Here is a 19513-nt window from a genome sequence, read left to right as displayed (position 1 = left end):
ATGAAGGCGCCCGATCCCGGGTGCCACCCGATCGAGGATCGCGCCATGACCAATGCCTCCGTTCCCGTGCGCATCGCACCGGAGACACTCGAGAGATTGCGGCACCTCTTTCCCGAGGAGCCTATCCCGCAGGCGATCGCCGTCTGCGTCGACCGGGCGGCACTCCTGGCTCAGTTCGAGCACGAGCGGCAGCAATTCCTGGATCGCATGCTCGTCGCATTCGTCCAGCGAATCGACCAGCACTTGTTTCCTCTCGTGTCACTGTTCGAGACGGTTTTGCGGCATCAGGCCGACAACGATCAGCGCCTGGCGGCGCTGTTGAACCGAATCCTGGAGAAGCTGGTGAGCGCTCCGGCTCCGGACAGCGAGTCGCTGCGGAGGATGTTCCTGGCCCTGCTCCAAGAGATCCAGCAACTGGGCGCCTATCTTCAGCAGCTGCAGCCCCGGCGGTGAGATGATGGTCGTCACCGTGAGGCATGCGTCGGGCGCCGACTATTATCTTGATGCGCCGACGCTTTATTATCTCGAGGGCCAGGCATCGGGCGGCTACTGGGTCGGCTTCGGCGCAACCGCGGCAGCTCTGGGACTCCGAACGGGCGATGCCGTGCAGGCCAAGGCCTTCGAGCGGGTCTTCCAGGGACTTGATCCTGCCAGTGGGGAGGAGTTGATCCGCCCCTACCAGGGACGCCGGGAAGCCGAGGATGCGACCCACGCCGCCCCTAAATCCGTATCGGTTTTGCGGGGCCTGGGATCGCCCGCGATCGTCGCGCAGATCGATGCGGCACAGTCCATAGCCGTGCAGGCGTCGCTGGAACAGGTCTTCGACCGGCACGCCACCTCCCGGCGCGGCAAGCAGGGCCAGGACAAGCCGGATCCAGCAGATCTCATCGTGGCCGTGTTCCCCCACGGCGACGCCAGACCGACCGATGGATCGATCGGGGACCCGCACTTGCATAGCCATGCCGTGATCATGAACCTGTCGAAGGGCGGCGACGGCAAGTGGCGCGCCATCGACGGCGAGACGATTTACGATCACCAAAGGGAGGCCGGGAGTGTCTATCGCCTCACGCTCGCGAGAGAGCTGCAGGCACGCCTGGGGGTGGAGATCGTCCCTGGCAAGCACGGCCTTTTCGAGCTGGCCGGGATTCCACAGGCCGTCATCGACGCGCTGTCGAAGCGCGGCAATGAGATCGACCGGCGCGCCTCCGCCGCGCGCCAGGGCTTACAGCAGCGCAAGGGCCGCCGCCCCAAGGGCTCGGCCGACGAGGCGCTGCAGCGCCTGGTCTGGTGCGATGAAGTTGTTGCGCAGGGATTCAGCCCAGACGGCATCGTGCGGGATACAGTGGGACGCCAACCCGCGGCACGGCCGTTGCCGGACTGGGAGGCAGTGGCCGACGCGGTGACGGCGACGGACTCTTGCCCGGCCAAGCGCGTCGTTCGGCAGCACATCAATGAGGCCTTGGTCGGATGCGACCTGGGCGGCCTCGAGCCACAGGCGCTACAGCAGCAGGTGATCGCCCGGCATTTCATCGACCTTGAGGCCGAGGGCGATCGCCGCAGCCTCGCCTACACCACCCAGCGAGTCCTCGAGGCGGAGCGCCGGATCACGCAGATCGCGCCACGGCTCGCAGCGAGGATGGATCGGCGGCTGGCCCCGGTCGATGTCGAAGCAGCGCTGTTCCGCGCCAACTGCGACGGCGAACAATCGCGCACCGTACGCGCCGTGACCGGAGGCGGGGATCTGGTGGTGATCGAAGGGCCGGCAGGTGCCGGCAAGACCACCCTGCTCAAGCCCGTCATCGAGGCCTATCTGGCCGCGGGCTACGCTCCGATCGTCACGGGACCGGCATGGAAGGTCGCCCAGTCGCTTGGCGAGGCCACAGGCGCGCCCTATGAGGTCCTGGCGAACCTTGCCGGCGGCAAGGGGGATGTCCCCTCTCGAATCGGGCCTGCCTCGATCGTGGTCGTCGATGAATCCGGTATGGTGGGCGCGCCGACGATGGCGGCGGTCCTCGACCGGGTTGAGCACGCGGGCGCCAAGGTGATCTTGGTAGGCGACCGGCAGCAACTGCAACCGGTCGAGGCCGGCCCCGCCCTATCCCTGCTACTCGACCATGTGCCGCGCGATTGCTACACCGAGGTGAAGGAGGTCCGGCGGCAGCGCTCGGCCACCGACCGGGTCCAGGCCCTGCGCTGGCGCGACCAGTCGCCGGACAGTGCCGAGGCAGCCATTGAGCATGCTCGCGAGACCGGCACCTGGCATGCCGTGGATACGCCCGAGACCGCGGTGGACACGGCCGTCGATCTTTGGTCGAGGCTGGAGCGCGACGATGAGCACGTCCTGCTGCTTGCCCGCAGCAATCTGGAAGCCCGGGTGATCAACGAACGTATCCGGGCACTTCGCCGGCGTGCCGGCCAGATCGGCGGGGAGGATTACGAGGTCGTCGCCGCGGACCAGTCCGGGAACCTGTTCGCGTTGGCGCTCGCCTGCGGCGACCGCATCCGTCTCACCCGCAAGATCGCGGGCCGGAAGGGCCTGGTCAACGGTACCGAAGCGACGATCACGGCGATCACGATGGATGAAACGAAGATGCTCACGATCACGATGGCGGTCGGCGGCGAGACCGTCAGCGTGACGGAGCGGGAACTGCGCCACCCCATCACCGGCGGGATCAAGCTCGCCCATGCCTATGCCTCGACTGTGCACGCCGCACAAGGCGCCACGGTCGATCACGCGATCATCGTGGCGGCCGGCGGCACCCGGCGCTGGGATGCGAACCTTGCCTATGTTGCCGCATCGCGCCACCGCGACGAATGCCACTGGGTGGTCAACGAAGCGCCGGCCCGCATGCCCAGGAATGGACGCGACCCGGACGAAGGTGAGGTCACGAAGCGCCTGGCGGCGGATCTTGCCCGGCCCGCTGAGAAGGCGAGCGCATTGCTCCTGTTCGAGCAATTGATTCGCCTGCGGGAGAAGGATGCCGCGGTAATCGAGCACGATCGGCCAAACTCACTGAACTTCCTGGCCAGCTTTGCAGAAGACCGCTTCCAGGACAAAGTCGCGAATGCCCTGCTGCATGTCATGCATAACCTTCAAAGTCTCGCCCGATCGATGGGCGAGGCGATCGAGCGCCTTCGGGCAGCGGTGCCTCGGGTTGCCGAGCCACCACGGCTCGTCCCGCCGCGCAGCCGTACTCGGGACGACTGGGAACGTTGAAGGTGGCCCTCCAGGGGAACCGGCAGGACGCCGCCATCTCAACACCAGACTTTGTCCGGAAAGCAATCGTCAATATCGTTTACGGACAGACTGAGATTTGACCGTCAAACGGCCAATTGGCGGACCGCACAGAATTGGGCAAAGAGCGGATGGCAATATCTGGCCGAAAACAGACTGGCAGCTTCGGATGATCGGACGGACGGTGGCAGACGCTCAGCATGACGGGTCTGAAGTATTGGCTTGAACCCAATTATTCGTTCGCCTGCGCCCATTGGTCCGATGGGTGCCACAAGCAGACGCTCGTAGAGCATTTTCAGCGTCTATCTCAAGCGACCTTACGGACACTGGGCCTAGGGTCGGGACTCAATTGCACCAATAGGTGATAGACGCGGCGATAAGAGCGGCAGCGAGAAAGTTTCGGGCGAGTTTGTCGTATCGGGTTGCGATGCGGCGCCAGTCCTTGAGGCGGCACCAGAGGCGCTCGACGAGGTTGCGGGCCTTGTAGGCGACCCGGTCGTAGGGGATGGGCGCGCGCCGGCTGGTGGTCGAGGGGATCACGACCTGGGCCCCTTGGGCGACGATGGCAGCGCGGATGGCGTTGGTGCCGTAGCCGCGGTCAGCGATAAGCCGATCGAAGCGGCCGGTGGCAGCCTCGATCAGGCTTGCTGCCATGGTCATGTCGTTGATGTTGCCGGCCGACAGCATCAGCAGGCGTGGCCGGCCCAGCGCGTCGGTCAGTCCGTGGAGCTTGCTCGTCCGGCCGCCGCGCGAGATGCCGAGGGCTTGCGCGAAGGCCCTCCTTTTGCGCCGCCTGCCGAGCGGTGCGCCTTGATGTGGGTGGCATCAATGGCTACCGTCCCCCATACCCCACTATGGCCAGTCAAAGCCTCGAACATGCCCAACCAGATGCCTTGCCGGCTCCAACGGTTGAAGCGGTTGTAGACGGTCGTATAAGGCCCATACTCGGGCGGACAGTCGCGCCAGCGGGCGCCGCACTTGAGCATATGCACGATGCCCGAGATCACTCGACGATCATCGACCCGATGCGCTCCCTTGCGGCCACGTGGCAGCAACGGCTCGATCCGAGCCCATTCCGCATCGCTCAGCCACGTCAACTGTCGCTTCATCACCACCTCCGCTTCTCAACGGAGATTGAATCAGCGCGCCATCATCCGCGCAACTTATTGAGTCCCGACCCTAGGCGAATGAGAGATGCACCCGTAGCTCAGCTGGATAGAGCGCCACCCTCCGAAGGTGGAGGCCACACGTTCGAATCGTGTCGGGTGCGCCATCTCTCCCTTGTTGCAAGGCTGGAGTCGACAGCGCTCCCCTCACGCAATAGGTCGAGCTTCCAGATCTAAGCACCCTCGCCTGATCAGTCGTCCATCGCTTGGGACCTGCTCTTCCGGCACCGAAGCGCCGAAAATGTCGTTCAACTCTTCTGGGGTGTGCTTCGGGCGATTTTGTCTGTTTGGATACCCAGAACCCCGACGGTGCCCCAGCTTAGGCCGACGGGTCCCGCGAGGCCGCAGTCAGCGCCCCATCGATTGGTCTCTTTATAGTCGCCATCCGATCAGACATAGTCGCCATCCGATCAGACAGCGCTAGGCGCTCAGGCAAAATTCGTTGATGATCCGTCGTTTACCGTGCATGACGCGATGGGGCTTAGATACGGTCGGGGGGAATATGGGCAGGAACGCTAGGACCGCCTGCGGGAGGCGGCACCAATTAACAACCGCGCCAGACGTTACTACGAGGCCCCGCCTTTTCTCTCTGGTTTAAAATGGCAGGCGGTGGTCTCCCTTTCGATGATTGGCTGTTACTGGCGGGGAATCCCGCTGACGCCGGGCTGCATTTCGTTGGGACATTTGATCGACGCATAACATTCTATTCGCAGCAGGTTCGGGCGCTGCGGCTCGTCCATGCGCTAAGCCGTCCCGGCAATCTTCAGCCGACCGATCATATCGCCGTCGTTGGCGCCGGCGCCGCAGGCGTCATGGCAGCCATCGGGCTAGCGCTGCTCGGCAACGACGTGATGCTGTATGACCCTGCCGGGTCGATCCTGCAGCTCCAGAGCGCGTCACCGCGATTGCTGCACCCTCATATCTATGAGTGGCCGGGGCTAGGATCTTTGGACGACCGCGCCGGGTTGCCCATCCTGGATTGGTCCGCCGACAACGGCGGCGCGGTCCGCACCCGGCTCCTGGCGGATTTCCAATCTGCGCAGGCGCGCCTGCCGAACTTCACGTTCAAACCCGCGCATACCCTGACATCGCTCGAGAAGGACGGAACCCGCTGGCGACTCGGCCTCACGGTGAACGGCGGGGTCGATTACCGGGTGTTCGATCGCGTCGTCCTTGCGATCGGCTTCGGTGATGAAATCCCCTGTGGCGCCGCAATCCCAATCCACTACTGGAGGCACAATTCCACCGGCTCGGCCGCCGCTGAACCACATAGCCCGGCGACCTATATCGTCAGCGGCAATGGCGATGGTGGCCTCACCGATCTGCTCAGTCTTCTGATCCAGAATTTTGAGCATGTCGCCTTCACACGGCGCTTCCTGAACTATTTTCCCGATGACGCCCTTCGCGTCACGGCCCAGGCCGCGTACGCCGGCATTGCGGCCGGAGACGATCTTGAGGCGGCGTTCAATGCCCAGCTCTTGCCGCTGCTCGTCGAGCGCGGCGTGCTGGACCGACTAAACCAACTGCTAAGATCGGATCGACAGGTCACGATCAATAGCTCCGGCCCGTTGCTCGCTGCTGCCAAAGCGGCGCAGCTGAATCAGGTCATGGCTTTCGCGGTTCTCGAGGCGGCGAAGCAAGCCGGACGGCCGGTTCAACGAAGCGCCGGCCTGGTCGCGGACGTGGTCCCAAGCGGCGGCGGCTTCCAAGTCAGTGGCCTTGACATTGGTGGAGCGCCGCTGACCGAGACGTTCGAGCATGTGATCCTGCGGCACGGCCCCGACCGACCCCAGCGCTATGCGCCGGCAGGCGCGTACTTCGGCTCCTACAGGGCGCACGCCACCGCTCTCCTCACAGCGCGGCCCGAACTGAGTGCGCCGCCAGTTCTCGATCCCAACACATACGATTTCTTCGAAGCGCTTCGGATTGCCAAGCTGGAAGACCAGGCGTCTCAACTGGCATCCCAAGCAAGTGTCGCCTCGGTCAAGGCCACATTGGTCCTCGGGGTCGATCCGGCTGCCCATGTTCCAGTCGAACAGGGAAGCCACCGGCTTTTGGACGTCGCCGATCAATGTGAGCGACTGACAAGCACGATCGTTCTGCACCTTGCTGCTGCTCCCGCGAAGATACCGGCGTCGGCAGACATCGTTCGTCTGGCGCGGGCCAGTGGCGGCCGCATCACGCTGGCCGCTGGTCCCAATGGACTGGTCGATTGGCAGAAAATCATGCCGACAATCGCGGCGGCGCCGTCGGCCGTTTCACATTATTCCGCCCTCGCGTTGGACCTGACCGGCTTGGCCGGGGCAATCGACGCCTGCCTGCTCCGCCTCCTGGATCAACGCATCCGATCGGCGCTGGCAAGTCATCACTGCGACACGCTCGGTCCGATCAATGCGTCAATCGCCGGCGCGATCGGACCGACGTGGACCGCGTGGCACGCTTCGCTCACCGCCGACAAAGCGCTCCTCGACGCCTTTCTGCGTTGGCTCGCCAATGTGGAACAGCACGAGCACACGCGCTGGAACGGCGATCACGCCCGCATTTCTCACCTCGCGACAGCCCTGGTGATGATGTTGGCGACACACCACGGCGAACCGCTGGAGCCGGCCTTGGTCGACCGCGGAAACCTGAAATTCAGTCACAATGCGGTTGCGCTGGGTTCGGGATGCGAGATGGTAGGCCGGCAGCCGATCGCGATTTGGGATCAGCCTGACCAATGGGGCGTTGATGCCCTGATCCTCTCCGGCTCGGCGGAGGTTGAGGTCATGGATCCACCTGGGCGTGTCCTCGATGGTGGCAAGCCGGCCATGGGAATGGCGGCGGCGAGACGGGTACGCCCTGTCGTAATCCGCAACGACAAGCTATGGCGTGCCCGCCTGACAAACGATCTGGCTACCTGGCAAACCGCGGTGGCAGCGGAGTTCGCCGCCTTGCGCGAACGCCAGGATAAGGAACTGGAGGAACTCTCCAAGTGACTCCCGAAATTCTCAGGGACAAGCTCCTCGCGTCCGCCAAGGCCCTGGGATGGCCGGCCACGGTCGAGCCAGACTTTGCATCCCCACGCTTCAGGGGACGCCAGGACCCGTCCGCCGCACCGCTTTCCGGCACCGCTATCGGCCTGCGCCTCGGCGCATATCCCGTCCTCGTCGCGCCGATCGCTTTGACCGCCAGCGATCAGATGCAGACTTCTCTTCGTGCGCTCCACAACCAGATGGTGATCGCCCGATCGTATATGCGTGCCGAAGAGGTGATCAACGCGCATATCATGCTCTGCGTGACGGCGACCAACGCTCAGGCTGACTGGCGGGGTATCATCGACCTTGCCGAGCGGGACGAGACAGTCTGTCGGAAGGTGATCTGGATGCCGGACGCGGATGCCGTCGACGCGTCCTACGAGCTTTTCCTGGCGCGAACTTTCCTCGCCCAGCCATGGCGGTCGCTGGAAGCTGTCCTCAACGCTCCGCTCGACCACAATCAGGGCCTCGCCGAGCGAATTCTCGTAAGGCACGGATTGTCCGAGCCTGCCGCGACGCGTTGGGTGGCCCTGGCTGAGACTTACAAGGATGACCCCGACGGGTTGATTCCGCAGCTCGTCGCCGCCCGGGAGCAGGCCCAATGACGCCGCTCTACCTCAAGCACGTTGCGCTCCGGCAGTTCCGAAGCTTCGCCACGCTCGACGTTGAACTAGCGGCGCAGCCTGGCGTGCTGATCGTCCACGGCAGCAACGGCTTGGGCAAGTCCTCGCTATTCGACGCGTTAGAATGGGCGCTTTCCGACCGGATCGATCACTTCCGCGACGCAAACGGCGTCAACAAGCCGGGCACTTATTTGTGTCGCTGGCGTGAGGGAGAGCCGGGCCCAACGAGCACGGCGATGACATTCTCGGACGACAACGTCATTGAGCGAAGCCTGTTGTCCGCCAAGTCGACCAAGTCACAGCTCGGCGGCAATGTTCCCGATATCACGGCTTTTCTGCGCGCGCCGGCCTGGCAGCAAGGAATTTCCGAATTACAGCGCTATTTGTTGCTGACGCATTTCTTGGGACAGTCGACCCTCTCCCGCCTGACCTATCGCAAGTCCACCGAGCGGTTCGACATCCTGAAAGAAGCTGCACAGAGCACAGCTATCGAGGCCATTGCCAACGCTCTCCATGGTCAAGGCAACAACACGGTCGTTCGCGCCTACGCCCGGCAAATCGAAGCGCTTGAGCGTGACGCAAAGACTATGGGCGATCTCCTCGAGCAGGAGGCCGCACTCTGGGCCGAGGCGCAGATCTCCGGCGCGATTGACGAGACCAGTGCAAGAATCGAAGCCCGCCGGATCGCTGTGCAGCTGGCCGGCGCGCAGCTTGGCGATCGGGATGCCTCCGGCACGCCGGATATCGACATCGAACCCACGGTCGAGCGGCTGCAGGCGACGGCAGATCAGATTGAGCGTGACTGTCTCATGGCGGAAGGCCAGTTGGAGGACGCCCGGCGACTCCATGGCGAGCGACAACGGGCCCTGGCCGATATTGCCGAGGTCGCAGCGTCACGCTCCGCGACACAGACTAGGCTGGATGTGCTCGGCGGCGAACTCGATCGGGTCTGGGCACTCCAGAGTGAACGACGCACGGACGTAGCGACACATCAAAATGCGTCGGCGGGCGCGACCAGGGCCGTTGCGCATCTGCGCGCTTTGCGCGACGCGCGGGCGCTGGTGGCCAGGCTGACGATCGAGCATCGCGACAGCGTCATCGCACGAGCGGCAGCCGAGCAGGCCAAGGTCGCAACGGAGCGCGATGTCTCGCTGGCCGAGCGCAGGCGGCAAATCGTACAGCGGATAACTGGCGAAATCGGCCAATGCGACGAGGAGCTCGACCGCCTGCGCGACAGCATGGCGACGGTCGACCAGGTGATCGCGTGCGACGGCCGGATTCGCGATCAATCGAACGCGCTCGCTCAAGCCGAGGCGGCCAATCCGAACATCGATCACGCCGTGGAACGCGCCGAAGCAACCGTTGCGGGCGCAGCAGAGAGCGTCAACGCCCAGGCGGCCGTTGTTGAGGGGCTGCGCGACACGGTCGACACCATGTCCAACGCGATCGCATCGATTGCGACGCACCTCCCCGTCGATGCATGCGATTGCCCGCTTTGCGCGACCCACTTCGACAGCGCTGCGGCTCTGCAGGCGCGGGTCTCGACCGCTGCGCAACGCCTCGCGCCCGCGCTTCTCGCCCAGGAAGACGCACTCCGCAGCCTGTCGGCCGCGCGTGATGCCCGTATTGCCGAACTCCAGCAGCTGCGAGCCGCGCAGTCGGCGATCCGTTTGGCCCGGACAGCGCTAGACGCCGAGCGTGAGCAGCGGGTCCGTCTGCTCGCGCGCCTGGATGGAGGCGCGAGTGATGAGCCGGCCACGATGAGCGCGAGACGGGCGCGACTAGCTGATGCCATCGCTGCACTCAGCGCGAGCCGTCACCGAAAGGTGCGTTGGCAAACGCATCAGGCCCTGGGCGGCCCGACATCGAACGCCGAACACTCGCGCGCCGTCCGCGCACGGGACGCAGCCCAACGGGCCCTGGACGCCGCCACTCGCGCGTCCGCGGACCTTGCAACCGCTCTCGAACGGGCGAAGGCGGACGAGGCAAACGCGAACTCCGCGGTGGGTTCAGACCGCGAAATCGGTCCCGACGAGCTCCCCGCGATGCTCCAGGAAGCAGAGGCAACGTCGCGCCGCGTTCAGGAGGACGTCAGCTCGGCAACGCGGGTGCTAACCGACGCCGACGCGGCCGTCGGTGCTCTCGAAGCGGAGCAAGCCGGATTGCGGGCGCGTCTGGTCGAAATCGATTCACGTAAGACCGACCTCGATCAGACGCAGCGCAGGATCAGCGACGACTGGCTTGCCCTTCGACGGTTCGGCCCTGAACCCGATCTCGCCCCCGTCCAAGACGTTGAACGTCGCATTGCCGCATCGAGGCTGGCGGCCAAGGACGCGACAGGCCAGCTCGCGCGTCTGCGCGAGGGGCGTCTAGCCTGGGCCCGACAGCTCAGCCATCGCGCCGTACTTGAACAAATCCGTGAACAGGTCGATGGACCGCCAAACGGCGCGCGCGAGGAGTTGTTGGCCAGCGCGACATCGCTTCGTTCCCAGAAACAGATGGACGCCGAAGCCATACGGCAAGTCAAAGAGATCGCGAGAGCGGCGAGTGTCGATATCAGCGCCGAATTGGAAGATTTCAATTCAGAATACATCAAACCCCTGGGGTTCTTGATGTCCCGGATCAACCAGGCGATTTTGTGCGATTCACGCGTCGGCATCGATCTTCACGTTAAGAAGAAGAAAATCGAACAGAGTGCTGTTAAGGTCGGCGAGGTTCCCAAGGCTGTGGGCGATATAGATCCGGTGCTCGTGCATAGCGAGGGCCAGATGGCGGCCCTGGCGGTCAGCATGCTGTGCGCCGCAAGCCTGACCTTTCCGTGGTCCCGGTGGAAGGCGCTCGTCCTTGACGATCCGCTGCAGCACAATGATTCAATTCATGCCGCTGCCTTTGCGGACCTTATGGGGAACTTGGTCACCGCCGAAGGCTATCAGATCCTCTTGTCGACTCACGACGTTGCCCAAGCGGAATTTCTCCTGCGCAAATTTCGCTCGCGCCGCATCCCCTGCACGACATTGAATCTACTGGGCATTGGCAAGAACGGCGTCGAGTGGTCGGTCCAATCCTCTTCGCCAAGCAGCTCCCACGCAGCGTCAGCTTGAACGAGCGCCATTATTCGCCGGGCTGGTAGAACTAGATGAACTCGCTAGCCTGCCCAGTGTGGGTCAGAGGCGCACGGCCGTTCACCGCGACGGTAGGTTTTTGAAGGGGCTTCGCGCGCCGTTTGCGAAGTCGACGCTGTCAAAAATGCTGCGCCCTAGGGTCGGGACTCAATTGCGCCAATAGGTGATGGACGCGGCGATAAGAGCGGCAGCGAGAAAGTTTCGGGCGAGTTTGTCGTATCGGGTTGCGATGCGGCGCCAGTCCTTGAGGCGGCACCAGAGGCGCTCGACGAGGTTGCGGGCCTTGTAGGCGACCCGGTCGTAGGGGATGGGCGCGCGCCGGCTGGTGGTCGAGGGGATCACAACCTGGGCCCCTTGGGCGACGATGGCAGCGCGGATGGCCGCCCCTATCAACAGCCGCTGCAACTCGACGAGTGCGGCCAGATCGACGCGCGGCGCGCCGATGGTCATCCCTGCGCAAAGCACGGGATCGAGCATCCAGCCGGCGATCGTCACCACGATGCCGGCCGGACCTTGCACGCTACAAAATTGGCCCGTCGCTCGCTGCGCTACGCCGCGCACCAAAACCTTGCGGCCGAAATAGGGGTGATGCCGGGAATGGACTTCCAACTCCTGCCCGACATGGGCAGAATGAATGGGTGATGGCGATCGGGCGGAAGAACTATCTCTTCGCCGGCTCCGACAACGGCGGGGACCGGGCCGCGGCGATGTATACCCTCATCGAGACCGCCAGGATGAATGCCGTCGATCCCCACGCCTGGCTCGTCGACGTGCTCGACCGCCTCGCCAAGGGCCACACCATCAACCGCATCGGTGAACTGCTGCCATGGGCTTGGTGCAAAGGCAGGGCCGCGTAGGGTATCACACCGCCAGCGGTCCTCACCGGACGCTTACGGTATTCCCGCTTGGTGACCTGGCTTCCGGCTCGCTGCCCGAACGACCATCTCCGTCTCCCCATCCTTTTCCTTGATGACTCCTGCCCTGTCCCCGGTTGCGGGCGCCACCGCTGGTCGCGGCGCCCGCAACCGGGGACAGGATCCAATGGTGAATCACTGCCCCACCGGCGCCCGCGATCACCATCACGGGAGCGACCATGAGTATCGAGATAATACGCCGCGACTGGCAGCCGATGCCGGTCATGAGCGACGTTCGAGCCTTTGCCATCGGCGACGTCCACGGCCTTTCGGCCGCCCTGCGCAGTGCCTTCCTCGAAGTCGCCGAGCGGGCGGCGGCCGGTGGCCCGAACCATCTGGTCATGCTGGGCGATTACATCGACCGCGGCCCCCACAGCCGTGCCGTCATGGCCCAGGTCATCGCCGGGATCCCCGGCATCAAGGTGACGGCACTCGCCGGCAACCACGAAGGCGCCCTGGCAGCAGCCTTTGACAGTGGCCGGCGCGACCACCTCGGCACCTGGCTCGGCAACGGCGGCTTCGCGGTGCTCGAAGAATTGGGCCTGCCGCCCACGGCTACCGCCGGGGATGCCTGGGAGGCCCTCAGTGAGGCGGAACGGGGATTCATCAATGGCCTCAGCCACCACTACCTGGAAGACAACCTGCTGTTCATCCACGCCGGTCTGCACCCCCAGCAACCGCTCGAGCGCTCGCTCGCCTGGCCATGGCGCCAGATCCCCGCCAACCACGCCGAGGAACGCGCTTCACCCTTTTGGGTGCGCGAACCGTTTCTCACGGCGGACGCCAATCCGACGAACTCTTCGTGATTCATGGCCACACGCCGGAATACCGGGGCGAGCCGGTCCTGACGCATCACCGCCTGGGGCTCGACCTCGGCTCATACCAGACCGGGCGGATCGGCCTCGCCGAGATCGACGGCGACCGGGTGCGGATCACGACCATCCAAGATACCGAACAACCCCGCCGCCACCGCACCCCCTGTTACTAAGGAGTGATCCACCATGTCGATGATCAACCAAGCCCCGCTGCCCCGCCCGGTCACGCTCGAGCGCCTGCAGTGGCAGCCCAAATCCATGCGCCTGACACCGGCGAGTGCCTACCGCGACCCCGAGTTCCTGATCAATCTCAAGGGTTACATCGAGGCCCTGCTTCCCTTCGACGGCCCGCCCCTGCGCCTCAGGCGCGAGGCCCATGAGGCAACAGCCCGGCGCTGGCGCCCCGCGGCACCGAGATCATCACACCCCGCCGCTACGCCCTGCTCTACCACGTCGGCGCTGCGCTGGGCCATGAGGCAGGGCCGAAGGCACGCGAGTGTTTCCGGCTGTTGGTGACTCAATGCCCCGACGTGGGCCTCTACGGCGATGCCATCGATCGCATCATCGACGGCGGCAAGGCCGACCGCCTGACCGGCGACCTGATTCACCAGACCAGCCGCGAGCTTCGGCTCGACACCGAGTACCAGCCGACGATCGGCCCGTTCCTCCATATTGCGTAACGGATTCGATTGTAATGCGGCGAGCACCCCAAAAGGGTCTCGCCGCCATCGACGTGCTCGCGCAACATCCTTTCAGCGCCCCCGATGGGTCGCAGCAAAGCTCAGGCCGTCATATGCTTGCCAGCCCAAAGATGTCCGGATCGCGGGGATCCACCTGGTGTCCTCTCCCACCCTCAACTTCGTTCGGCGCCCATCGCTGTCTCTGCATGTGGTTCGGCGTGGAACTTTGGCTCTGACTCATATGTGGAGCGGCTCCAACAGCAAGGCGCTTTTGCGATCGTTGTTCCACAGGGAAGGTGCAGGCGGCGAGGAAGGTCTTCGCCATATTGCGAGGGTCCTTGATGAGCTTTGGATCGATCATTGCCGCGAGCCTCTTGCTTTCGCCCAGTCGAAGCGCACCGTCGCCGTCTTTAAGGTCAGTTCTCTGCCCATGTCGTGTCCTTGCTATTCCTGGGAGATGGAGTCGCCGCCGGTCGGTGGTCGAGGGCCATCTCGGGTTTCCATGCCGCGCCTGATGAGCCCGATGATCGAGACGGCGATCTCGAATGGGACCTCAAGTTGGCGGATCGTCAGTTCGACAAGCCGGAATCCGGAACCTCCTTGATCTCATAGCTGGGATGGCTCTGCCATGAGGCTCCGCCGAGGGCGCCCTTGGGAACTGCAGAAAATCTGTCGGATCGATTCTGAATACCGCGGCGAGCTTCCGTCTCTGTGGACTACGCGGAAAAGCCTTTTGGGAAAGGTAGGCATTGATTAGGGACTTAGAGAGCCCAGACATCGAAGCGAGCTCGGTCTGGGTAATACCCGCCTTCGCCATCAGCGCGCGCAGCTGCCGGGAGAAAAGCTCCCTGGCCAATTGGATTGGATCCTCGGATGCCTCGGCGGTGCCTGTCATGTTGCCTCTTCCCTGTGTGAATTGAGATTCCTCAGGGGTTGGCAAAAAGAGTCAATGCACTTTGGTTCGGGACTCCCGCATCGCGGAAAGGTGAATCACAATCCGCCACCGTTTATGTCAATGGCGGGATGGATTTCCTCAGAAGTTGGAGTGGGCCCCTTCGAAGGACGGAGGACGCTTCTCGAAGCCGTAGCCCAGAATGACTTCGTGCGAGCCGCTCTTGAAGATGAGAACATCTCCAAGTATGGCGCGAAGCTCGACGTTCTCAACTAACGGGGCATAGTATTTCAGCTTGTCGTGGATCACGAAGCGGATCTTCGCGAACGCCCATACCTGCTCCTACCTGCGCAGTATCGGCGGCGGGGCGGGTGGTCGCGGTGCTCGTGGGCAGCCGGGTCCCTTGCGCGGCCAAGTCAGTTTCGGCAGTGACTTCATTGCCTCGGGCATGAGTTCGGCATAGCGGATCGCGGTCGCCGTGCGCGATGTGAAGCACTGTGCGGCCAAAGTCTCTATCGCGTTCAGGCCGTCATTCAACTCATCCATCGCCTTGCGGAAAGGAGACTCCGGCATAGGGAGGCCAGCGGCGAAATGGTCGGCTTCCAACTCGAACGGGTCGGCCGCGACAACGCCTGCGTGGAAACATGGACGCCGTTCTGCAGGACCTGATCGATGTGGCCTTCGAGGAAGTGGTGCCCCAACTTGTGGCTGACTCCGAACCTGTTGCCGTGCCGCAGGAGTATGCCAGACACGCCACCCTGCGACTCGGGCTTGCTCTCTACGACGATGTCCCGGCTGGCAGCGATCGCGAATGGATCGACGGGCAAAGTCGTGATCCCTTCCTCAGGGAGGAAGGGAGGTCCCACAAGCGCGCCGATCGGGCGTGTTATCACGGGGACCACGCCCTCATGGATGCTGGCGATTCAACAAATTGTGCCCAGTGCCTCTGTTCGGGTCGACCGGATCTGGGCGAGAAATAAAGGGCTTCTGCGGATTTGCGGTTCGCAAGGGCGCAGCCAAGTGAATCAGCAAGCTTGAATTTTTTGACCTGGAGATGCGCAAAGGCTGGCGGGCCGGAATTCTGCCTCCAGGTGGTCCTTAGGGCCGTGTTGGCCTGAAGGAGATCTAAATGCCCAAGGTCAAACCCCGCGTTACCCATCTGGCCATTTTTGCCAGCCGATCTGCCGAGATCTGTGCGGCTCCTCTGCCAGACGCAGTCCTGACTGCGCGGGAATTCATTCACAGCTCTTATGAGCACATTGCGGCCATGCTGGCACACCGGATGTCATACGACGCCATCGCTGTTGAGCTGGCAAAGGTCGATTGTCACGTATCGGGGCCGACACTTCGCCGATACCTGTCGGCTTTCCGTCGGACGGAAAGGGTCGCAAAACTCCAGAAGGCCACGAAGCCGCCGCGTCCATCGGCAACGCCTACCCGGGCCATGGTGCCCATCGGCGCGAAACCCGCGCTCCCTCAACCCCGCACAGGGTTTATGGGTAACGTGCTCGACGACGATGATGAGGCCTTGTAGGGCCAAAGTAGTCGGACGCCTGCAATGGCGAAGCGAGCAGCAACCCCGCGTGTGCCGGTGCCGAAGAAATCGGCGCCGGCCAGTGGGCGTTGCCGTCGCTCGCCGACCGGCGCAGGTGGACAGCTTCGCGTCGTTCTTGAAATGGAAGATGCAGTGTCACGAGAAGAGGCCGAGTTCGTGTATCTTTGGCTTCGTGATGCCATTGCCGACCTTATGAGGTAAGCCGCTATGCGGGCAGCTCTGTATCTCCGGGTCTCGACCGGTCGACAAGCCGAGCAGGATCTATCAATCCCCGACCAGCGCCGCCAGATCACGAGCTATTGTTTGGCGAAGGGCTGGACAATAGTCGCGGAATTTGTCGAAGCGGGAGCGAGCGGCATGGACGCTCAGCGTCCAGAGCTCGGCCGAATGCTCGAAGCGGCTGCCCTTGGCGATTTTGACGTTGTGCTCGTCCATTCGTTTAGCCGCTTTTACCGCGATCATTTGGAGTTAGAGATTAGCGTTCGAATCCTTGCCAAGCGGGGAGTCCGCCTCGTAAGCATTTCCCAGGAGCTCGGCGATGACCCCATAAGTTCCATGGTACGTCAGATTCTCGCGTTATTCGACGAGTATCAAAGCCGGGAGAACGCCAAGCATACGCTTCGGGCCATGAAGGAGAATGCCAGGCAAGGCTTCTGGAATGGCTCGAGACCCCCATTGGGTTACAAGGTTGAAGCTGCTGAAACGCGGGGTGTCCGCGTTAAGAAACGGCTGGCAATCGATCCCGCCACTGCCGAGGTCGTTCGATTGATCTTTCAACTATACCTAACGGGTGCAGGGCGGGGAGGGCTGGGCATTAAAGCCATAGCCGTGCATATGAATGAGGAGGGTTACAATACGCGGACCGGTGGGGACTTCGCTGTAAAAACCATTCACCAAATTCTGACCCGCGAGACTTATGCGGGGCTTCATCGTTTCAATCTGACGGAATGCAAGACTCAGCGCAAAAAAACCGTGGATGAAATTATCGAGGTCAAGGTGCCGGCGATCGTGGATCGGGCCACCTTCGATGAGGTCCAACGCAGGCTAGCAAGCCGGAATCCAAAGGCGATGCCACCACGCGTCGTGAGTGGCCCCACGCTGCTGACGGGTCTTGCGACTTGTGTGAAATGCGGTGGTGCGATGACGGTCAGGACCGGTAAAAGCGGTCGCTATCGGTACTATGCCTGCTGTACATCGGCCCGTAAGGGAAAGACCGCCTGCGCGGGGCGGGCCCTGCGGCAGGAGTTGTTGGATGGTGTGGTTCTTGACGCTGTCATTGGACAGATCCTCACACCGCCTCGGTTGACTGAAATGCTGGCGATGCTTGTTGCGAAAGCAGCTGAAAGGGAGTCTGGCATTGCGGATCGGGCGAAGGAGCTTAAGGAAGCGGTCGCCCAAGCAAACCTGAAACTTTCTCGACTTTATGAAGGGATTGAAGCCGGAACTCTGGACGCAACCGAGCCAAATCTGAAGGCGCGGCTGGAGGCTCTGAAAAACGAGCAAAGCCGTGCAGCCGCCCAACTTGAGCGGATTACCTCGTCAACTTCCATCGATGCCGGGAGAGTACAAGTCACGGCAGAAAGGCTCGAAAGGTTCGCCAAGGCGTTTCGCGAGAAACTGCAGGATCCCGAATTCAGGCGCAGTTATCTGCGACATCTTATCGCGCGTATCGATGTGGGAGACGATGAAGTCATCGTCGTAGGCCGCACAGATCAGTTGGCGAAGGCCATGTCAGGCACCAACCGGGACGACGGGGCAGGAGTGCCCAGTTTTATTCCCGAGTGGCGTCCCCAAGGGGATTCGAACCCCTGTTACCGCCGTGAGAGGGCGGTGTCCTAGGCCTCTAGACGATGGGGACAAGGCCGAGAGGCAGGGTTGATAACCTCTGTGGCGGTGCCGATCAAGCGATTTCTGCAATGGCTTCGTTGCCGTCGCCGGCAGGGACGGGGGCCGCATCCGCCATCGCGATCTCAACCGCCTCTGCGGGCGCCGCCGCCGTCCGGGCCGTGGCGATCAGGGCGTCGACCGCACCGGGGTCGCTGTCGAAGGCGGTGACGAAGCGGAACAGGCCGGGGGTCTCGCTGTCGGGCGGCGGCGCACCCCAGGGATAGAAATGGAAGCCGGCGGCGAAGAGGGCATCGGCCACCTTGGCCGGCAGGCGCACGAACAGCTCGTTGGCCTCGACCGGGTATTCGAGCTCGATGCCGGAAATGTCGACCAGGCCATAGGCCAGGCGCGTGGCCAGGGCATTGGCGTGGCGTGCATTGGCCAGCCACAGTCCGTCTTCCAGATAGGTCTCCAATTGCGCCGACAGGAAACGCATCTTGGAGAACAGGTGGCCGGCCCGCTTGCGGCGATAGAGGAAATCCCTGGCCAGTTCGGGCTTGAAGAAGACCACGGCTTCCGCCGCCAGGGCACCGTTCTTGGTGGCGCCGAAGGAGAGCACGTCGACCCCGGCCTTCCAGGTCAGCTCGGCCGGGGAACAGCCGATCGAGACCAGGGCATTGGCGAAGCGGGCGCCGTCCATGTGCAGGTGGAGGCCGTGGTCGCGGCAGAAGTCGCCGACGGCACCGACCTGGTGCGGGGCATAGACGGTGCCGGCCTCGGTCGCCTGGGTGATGGAAACCGCGGCGGGCTGGACATGGTGCTGGTCGCCGATGCGGATGGGGGCCACCCGCGCCTCGAGGGCGGCGCGGGTCAGGCGGCCGTCGGGCGCCTCCACCGGCATCACGCGGGCGCCGCTGATCGCCTCGACCGCGCCGCATTCGTCGATCTCGACATGGGCCTCGGCCGCGCACAGCACGCCACCCCAGGGCGGGGTCAGGGCCGACAGGGCCAGGGCATTGGCCGCCGTCCCCGTCGCCACCAGGAACACCGCCGTCTCGCGCTCGAAGATTTCGCTCAGGCGCTTTTCGACATTCGAGGTTATCGGGTCGGCGCCATAGGCCGGGAACGGGCCGGCCGCGGCCGCACGGACCAGGGCCTCGACGATCTTGGGGTGGGCCCCGGCGGCGTTGTCGGACGAGAAATTCATGGAACCACCTCGATGACCCATTCCGTAAAGGTGCCGCCTGCAGGCACCCATCCCCTTATTTCGCCGGCCCCGGCGATGTCTGTAGCGATGATCACCCAAATGAGCGATTCGTCCCATGCCCCGGCTGCATCCCGGCCCGACGGAATCGGGGGGGCGCCGGGGTGGGAATGATAGAGGCCGACCACCCGCCGCCCGGCCGCCCGGGCCTGGCGCTGAACGGCCAGATGCAGCGCGGTATCGATCTCGAAGGTATCGTCGGCGCCGGCGGGGGCCAGATTGGCCGAGGGCACCGCCTCGTCGCCGGTCACGGCCCCTGCTGCCCCGGCCGGCCCCAGGATCAGGCCGCAGGCCTCGCGCGGGAAGTCGCGGGCGGCGTGGGCGCGCATCGCCTGGGCCGTGGCCGCGGTCAGGCGCAGGATCACGGGGCCGCGATGATGGCGGTGGTCCCTAAGGTCCGGCCGCT

General features: G+C 63.7%; 16 protein-coding genes, 2 tRNA genes and 3 pseudogenes. 14 read left to right on the top strand and 7 right to left on the bottom strand.

All coding sequences use genetic code 11. The features are described from left to right. Nucleotides 1–453, top strand: coding sequence for a hypothetical protein (locus tag D3874_RS21345; RefSeq protein WP_119780634.1), 453 nt, complete (start codon nt 1–3; stop codon nt 451–453). A gap of 1 nt (nt 454) precedes the next feature. Then, entirely contained in the window at nt 455–3217 is a 2763-nt protein-coding gene (gene mobF / locus D3874_RS21340; protein ID WP_119780629.1) for a MobF family relaxase, read from the top strand. A gap of 363 nt (nt 3218–3580) precedes the next feature. Here the strand turns inward: mobF and D3874_RS21335 are convergent. Continuing rightward, a pseudogene (locus D3874_RS21335) lies at nt 3581–4344 on the bottom strand (IS5 family transposase). Between the two features lie 87 nt (nt 4345–4431). On the opposite strand from D3874_RS21335, the gene D3874_RS21330 reads away from it, so the two are divergent. From D3874_RS21330 to D3874_RS21315, 4 genes are all read left to right on the top strand, one after another. Then, nucleotides 4432–4508 (top strand) — tRNA-Arg (locus tag D3874_RS21330). A 492-nt stretch (nt 4509–5000) separates the two neighbouring features. Continuing rightward, nucleotides 5001–7376, top strand: coding sequence for an ABC-three component system protein (locus D3874_RS21325; protein WP_147385765.1), 2376 nt, complete (start codon nt 5001–5003; stop codon nt 7374–7376). Continuing rightward, nucleotides 7373–8020 carry an ABC-three component system middle component 1 gene (locus tag D3874_RS21320; protein ID WP_119780622.1) on the top strand — a complete coding sequence of 216 codons (648 nt, stop codon included), beginning with the start codon at nt 7373–7375 and terminating at the stop codon, nt 8018–8020. The genes D3874_RS21325 and D3874_RS21320 overlap by 4 nt, the downstream gene beginning before the upstream one ends. Beyond that, a complete protein-coding gene (locus D3874_RS21315; protein WP_119780619.1) occupies nt 8017–11139 on the top strand; it encodes an AAA family ATPase in 3123 nt (1040 codons plus the stop codon). The genes D3874_RS21320 and D3874_RS21315 overlap by 4 nt, the downstream gene beginning before the upstream one ends. A gap of 168 nt (nt 11140–11307) precedes the next feature. Here the strand turns inward: D3874_RS21315 and D3874_RS21310 are convergent, their stop codons facing one another. Then, complete coding sequence (locus D3874_RS21310) at nt 11308–11769, bottom strand: transposase (protein WP_147385764.1); 462 nt, start codon at nt 11767–11769, stop codon at nt 11308–11310. Between the two features lie 32 nt (nt 11770–11801). Here D3874_RS21310 and D3874_RS21305 point away from each other — a divergent pair. The 5 genes and pseudogenes from D3874_RS21305 to D3874_RS28690 all read left to right on the top strand — a co-directional run. Further along, nucleotides 11802–12017 (top strand): annotated as a pseudogene (locus tag D3874_RS21305) (transposase domain-containing protein); the annotation flags it as partial. 236 nt (nt 12018–12253) lie between these two features. Beyond that, complete coding sequence (locus D3874_RS21300; RefSeq protein ID WP_119780612.1) at nt 12254–12880, top strand: metallophosphoesterase; 627 nt, start codon at nt 12254–12256, stop codon at nt 12878–12880. Continuing rightward, nucleotides 12877–13062, top strand: a complete 186-nt coding sequence (locus tag D3874_RS21295; RefSeq protein ID WP_119780608.1) for a hypothetical protein — start codon at nt 12877–12879, stop codon at nt 13060–13062. The genes D3874_RS21300 and D3874_RS21295 overlap by 4 nt, the downstream gene beginning before the upstream one ends. A gap of 13 nt (nt 13063–13075) precedes the next feature. Further along, on the top strand, nt 13076–13405 hold the full coding sequence (locus D3874_RS21290) for a hypothetical protein (protein WP_119780605.1): 330 nt from the start codon (nt 13076–13078) through the stop codon (nt 13403–13405). Further along, nucleotides 13399–13569 (top strand): hypothetical protein, encoded by a 171-nt coding sequence (locus tag D3874_RS28690; protein ID WP_158596138.1) that lies wholly within the window; start codon nt 13399–13401, stop codon nt 13567–13569. Before D3874_RS21290 ends, D3874_RS28690 begins: the two co-directional genes overlap by 7 nt. Nucleotides 13570–14122: 553 nt before the next feature. On the opposite strand, the gene D3874_RS32150 is transcribed toward D3874_RS28690, so the two are convergent. Next, nucleotides 14123–14464 (bottom strand): helix-turn-helix domain-containing protein, encoded by a 342-nt coding sequence (locus D3874_RS32150; RefSeq protein ID WP_119780601.1) that lies wholly within the window; start codon nt 14462–14464, stop codon nt 14123–14125. Nucleotides 14465–14602: 138 nt separating this feature from the next. Next, nucleotides 14603–14770 carry a hypothetical protein gene (locus D3874_RS28685; protein ID WP_158596137.1) on the bottom strand — a complete coding sequence of 56 codons (168 nt, stop codon included), beginning with the start codon at nt 14768–14770 and terminating at the stop codon, nt 14603–14605. A gap of 335 nt (nt 14771–15105) precedes the next feature. Between D3874_RS28685 and D3874_RS28145 the strand changes: the two genes are divergently transcribed. The 3 genes and pseudogenes from D3874_RS28145 to D3874_RS32145 form a co-directional block, all read left to right on the top strand. Continuing rightward, a complete protein-coding gene (locus D3874_RS28145; RefSeq protein ID WP_147385763.1) occupies nt 15106–15441 on the top strand; it encodes a hypothetical protein in 336 nt (111 codons plus the stop codon). A 149-nt stretch (nt 15442–15590) separates the two neighbouring features. Beyond that, on the top strand, nt 15591–15995 hold the full coding sequence (locus D3874_RS28140) for a hypothetical protein (RefSeq protein ID WP_147385762.1): 405 nt from the start codon (nt 15591–15593) through the stop codon (nt 15993–15995). A gap of 228 nt (nt 15996–16223) precedes the next feature. Beyond that, nucleotides 16224–17279: pseudogene (locus D3874_RS32145) on the top strand (recombinase family protein); the annotation flags it as partial. 519 nt (nt 17280–17798) lie between these two features. Here the strand turns inward: D3874_RS32145 and D3874_RS21270 are convergent. The 3 genes from D3874_RS21270 to D3874_RS21260 form a co-directional block, all read right to left on the bottom strand. Next, nucleotides 17799–17874: transfer RNA gene (locus D3874_RS21270), tRNA-Glu, on the bottom strand. Between the two features lie 42 nt (nt 17875–17916). Next, complete coding sequence (locus D3874_RS21265) at nt 17917–19050, bottom strand: threonine aldolase family protein (RefSeq protein WP_119780595.1); 1134 nt, start codon at nt 19048–19050, stop codon at nt 17917–17919. Next, on the bottom strand, nt 19047–19472 hold the full coding sequence (locus tag D3874_RS21260) for a Mov34/MPN/PAD-1 family protein (RefSeq protein WP_158596136.1): 426 nt from the start codon (nt 19470–19472) through the stop codon (nt 19047–19049). Before D3874_RS21260 ends, D3874_RS21265 begins: the two co-directional genes overlap by 4 nt. Nucleotides 19473–19513: the final 41 nt, after the last annotated feature.

Source organism: Oleomonas cavernae, from assembly GCF_003590945.1.
Classification (GTDB): Bacteria; Pseudomonadota; Alphaproteobacteria; order Zavarziniales; family Zavarziniaceae; genus Zavarzinia; species Zavarzinia cavernae.
This window is presented reverse-complemented; position numbering and strand designations above follow the sequence as displayed.

Coding starts and splice junctions, on each gene's coding strand:
- D3874_RS21325 (WP_147385765.1), top strand. CDS start 5,001: ATGGCAGGCGGTGGTCTCCCTTTCGATGATTGGCTGTTACTGGCGGGG.
- mobF (WP_119780629.1), top strand. CDS start 455: ATGATGGTCGTCACCGTGAGGCATGCGTCGGGCGCCGACTATTATCTT.
- D3874_RS21290 (WP_119780605.1), top strand. CDS start 13,076: ATGTCGATGATCAACCAAGCCCCGCTGCCCCGCCCGGTCACGCTCGAG.
- D3874_RS21265 (WP_119780595.1), bottom strand. CDS start 19,050: ATGAATTTCTCGTCCGACAACGCCGCCGGGGCCCACCCCAAGATCGTC.
- D3874_RS21300 (WP_119780612.1), top strand. CDS start 12,254: ATGAGTATCGAGATAATACGCCGCGACTGGCAGCCGATGCCGGTCATG.
- D3874_RS21315 (WP_119780619.1), top strand. CDS start 8,017: ATGACGCCGCTCTACCTCAAGCACGTTGCGCTCCGGCAGTTCCGAAGC.
- D3874_RS21345 (WP_119780634.1), top strand. CDS start 1: ATGAAGGCGCCCGATCCCGGGTGCCACCCGATCGAGGATCGCGCCATG.
- D3874_RS28145 (WP_147385763.1), top strand. CDS start 15,106: ATGGACGCCGTTCTGCAGGACCTGATCGATGTGGCCTTCGAGGAAGTG.
- D3874_RS32150 (WP_119780601.1), bottom strand. CDS start 14,464: ATGACAGGCACCGCCGAGGCATCCGAGGATCCAATCCAATTGGCCAGG.
- D3874_RS28140 (WP_147385762.1), top strand. CDS start 15,591: ATGCCCAAGGTCAAACCCCGCGTTACCCATCTGGCCATTTTTGCCAGC.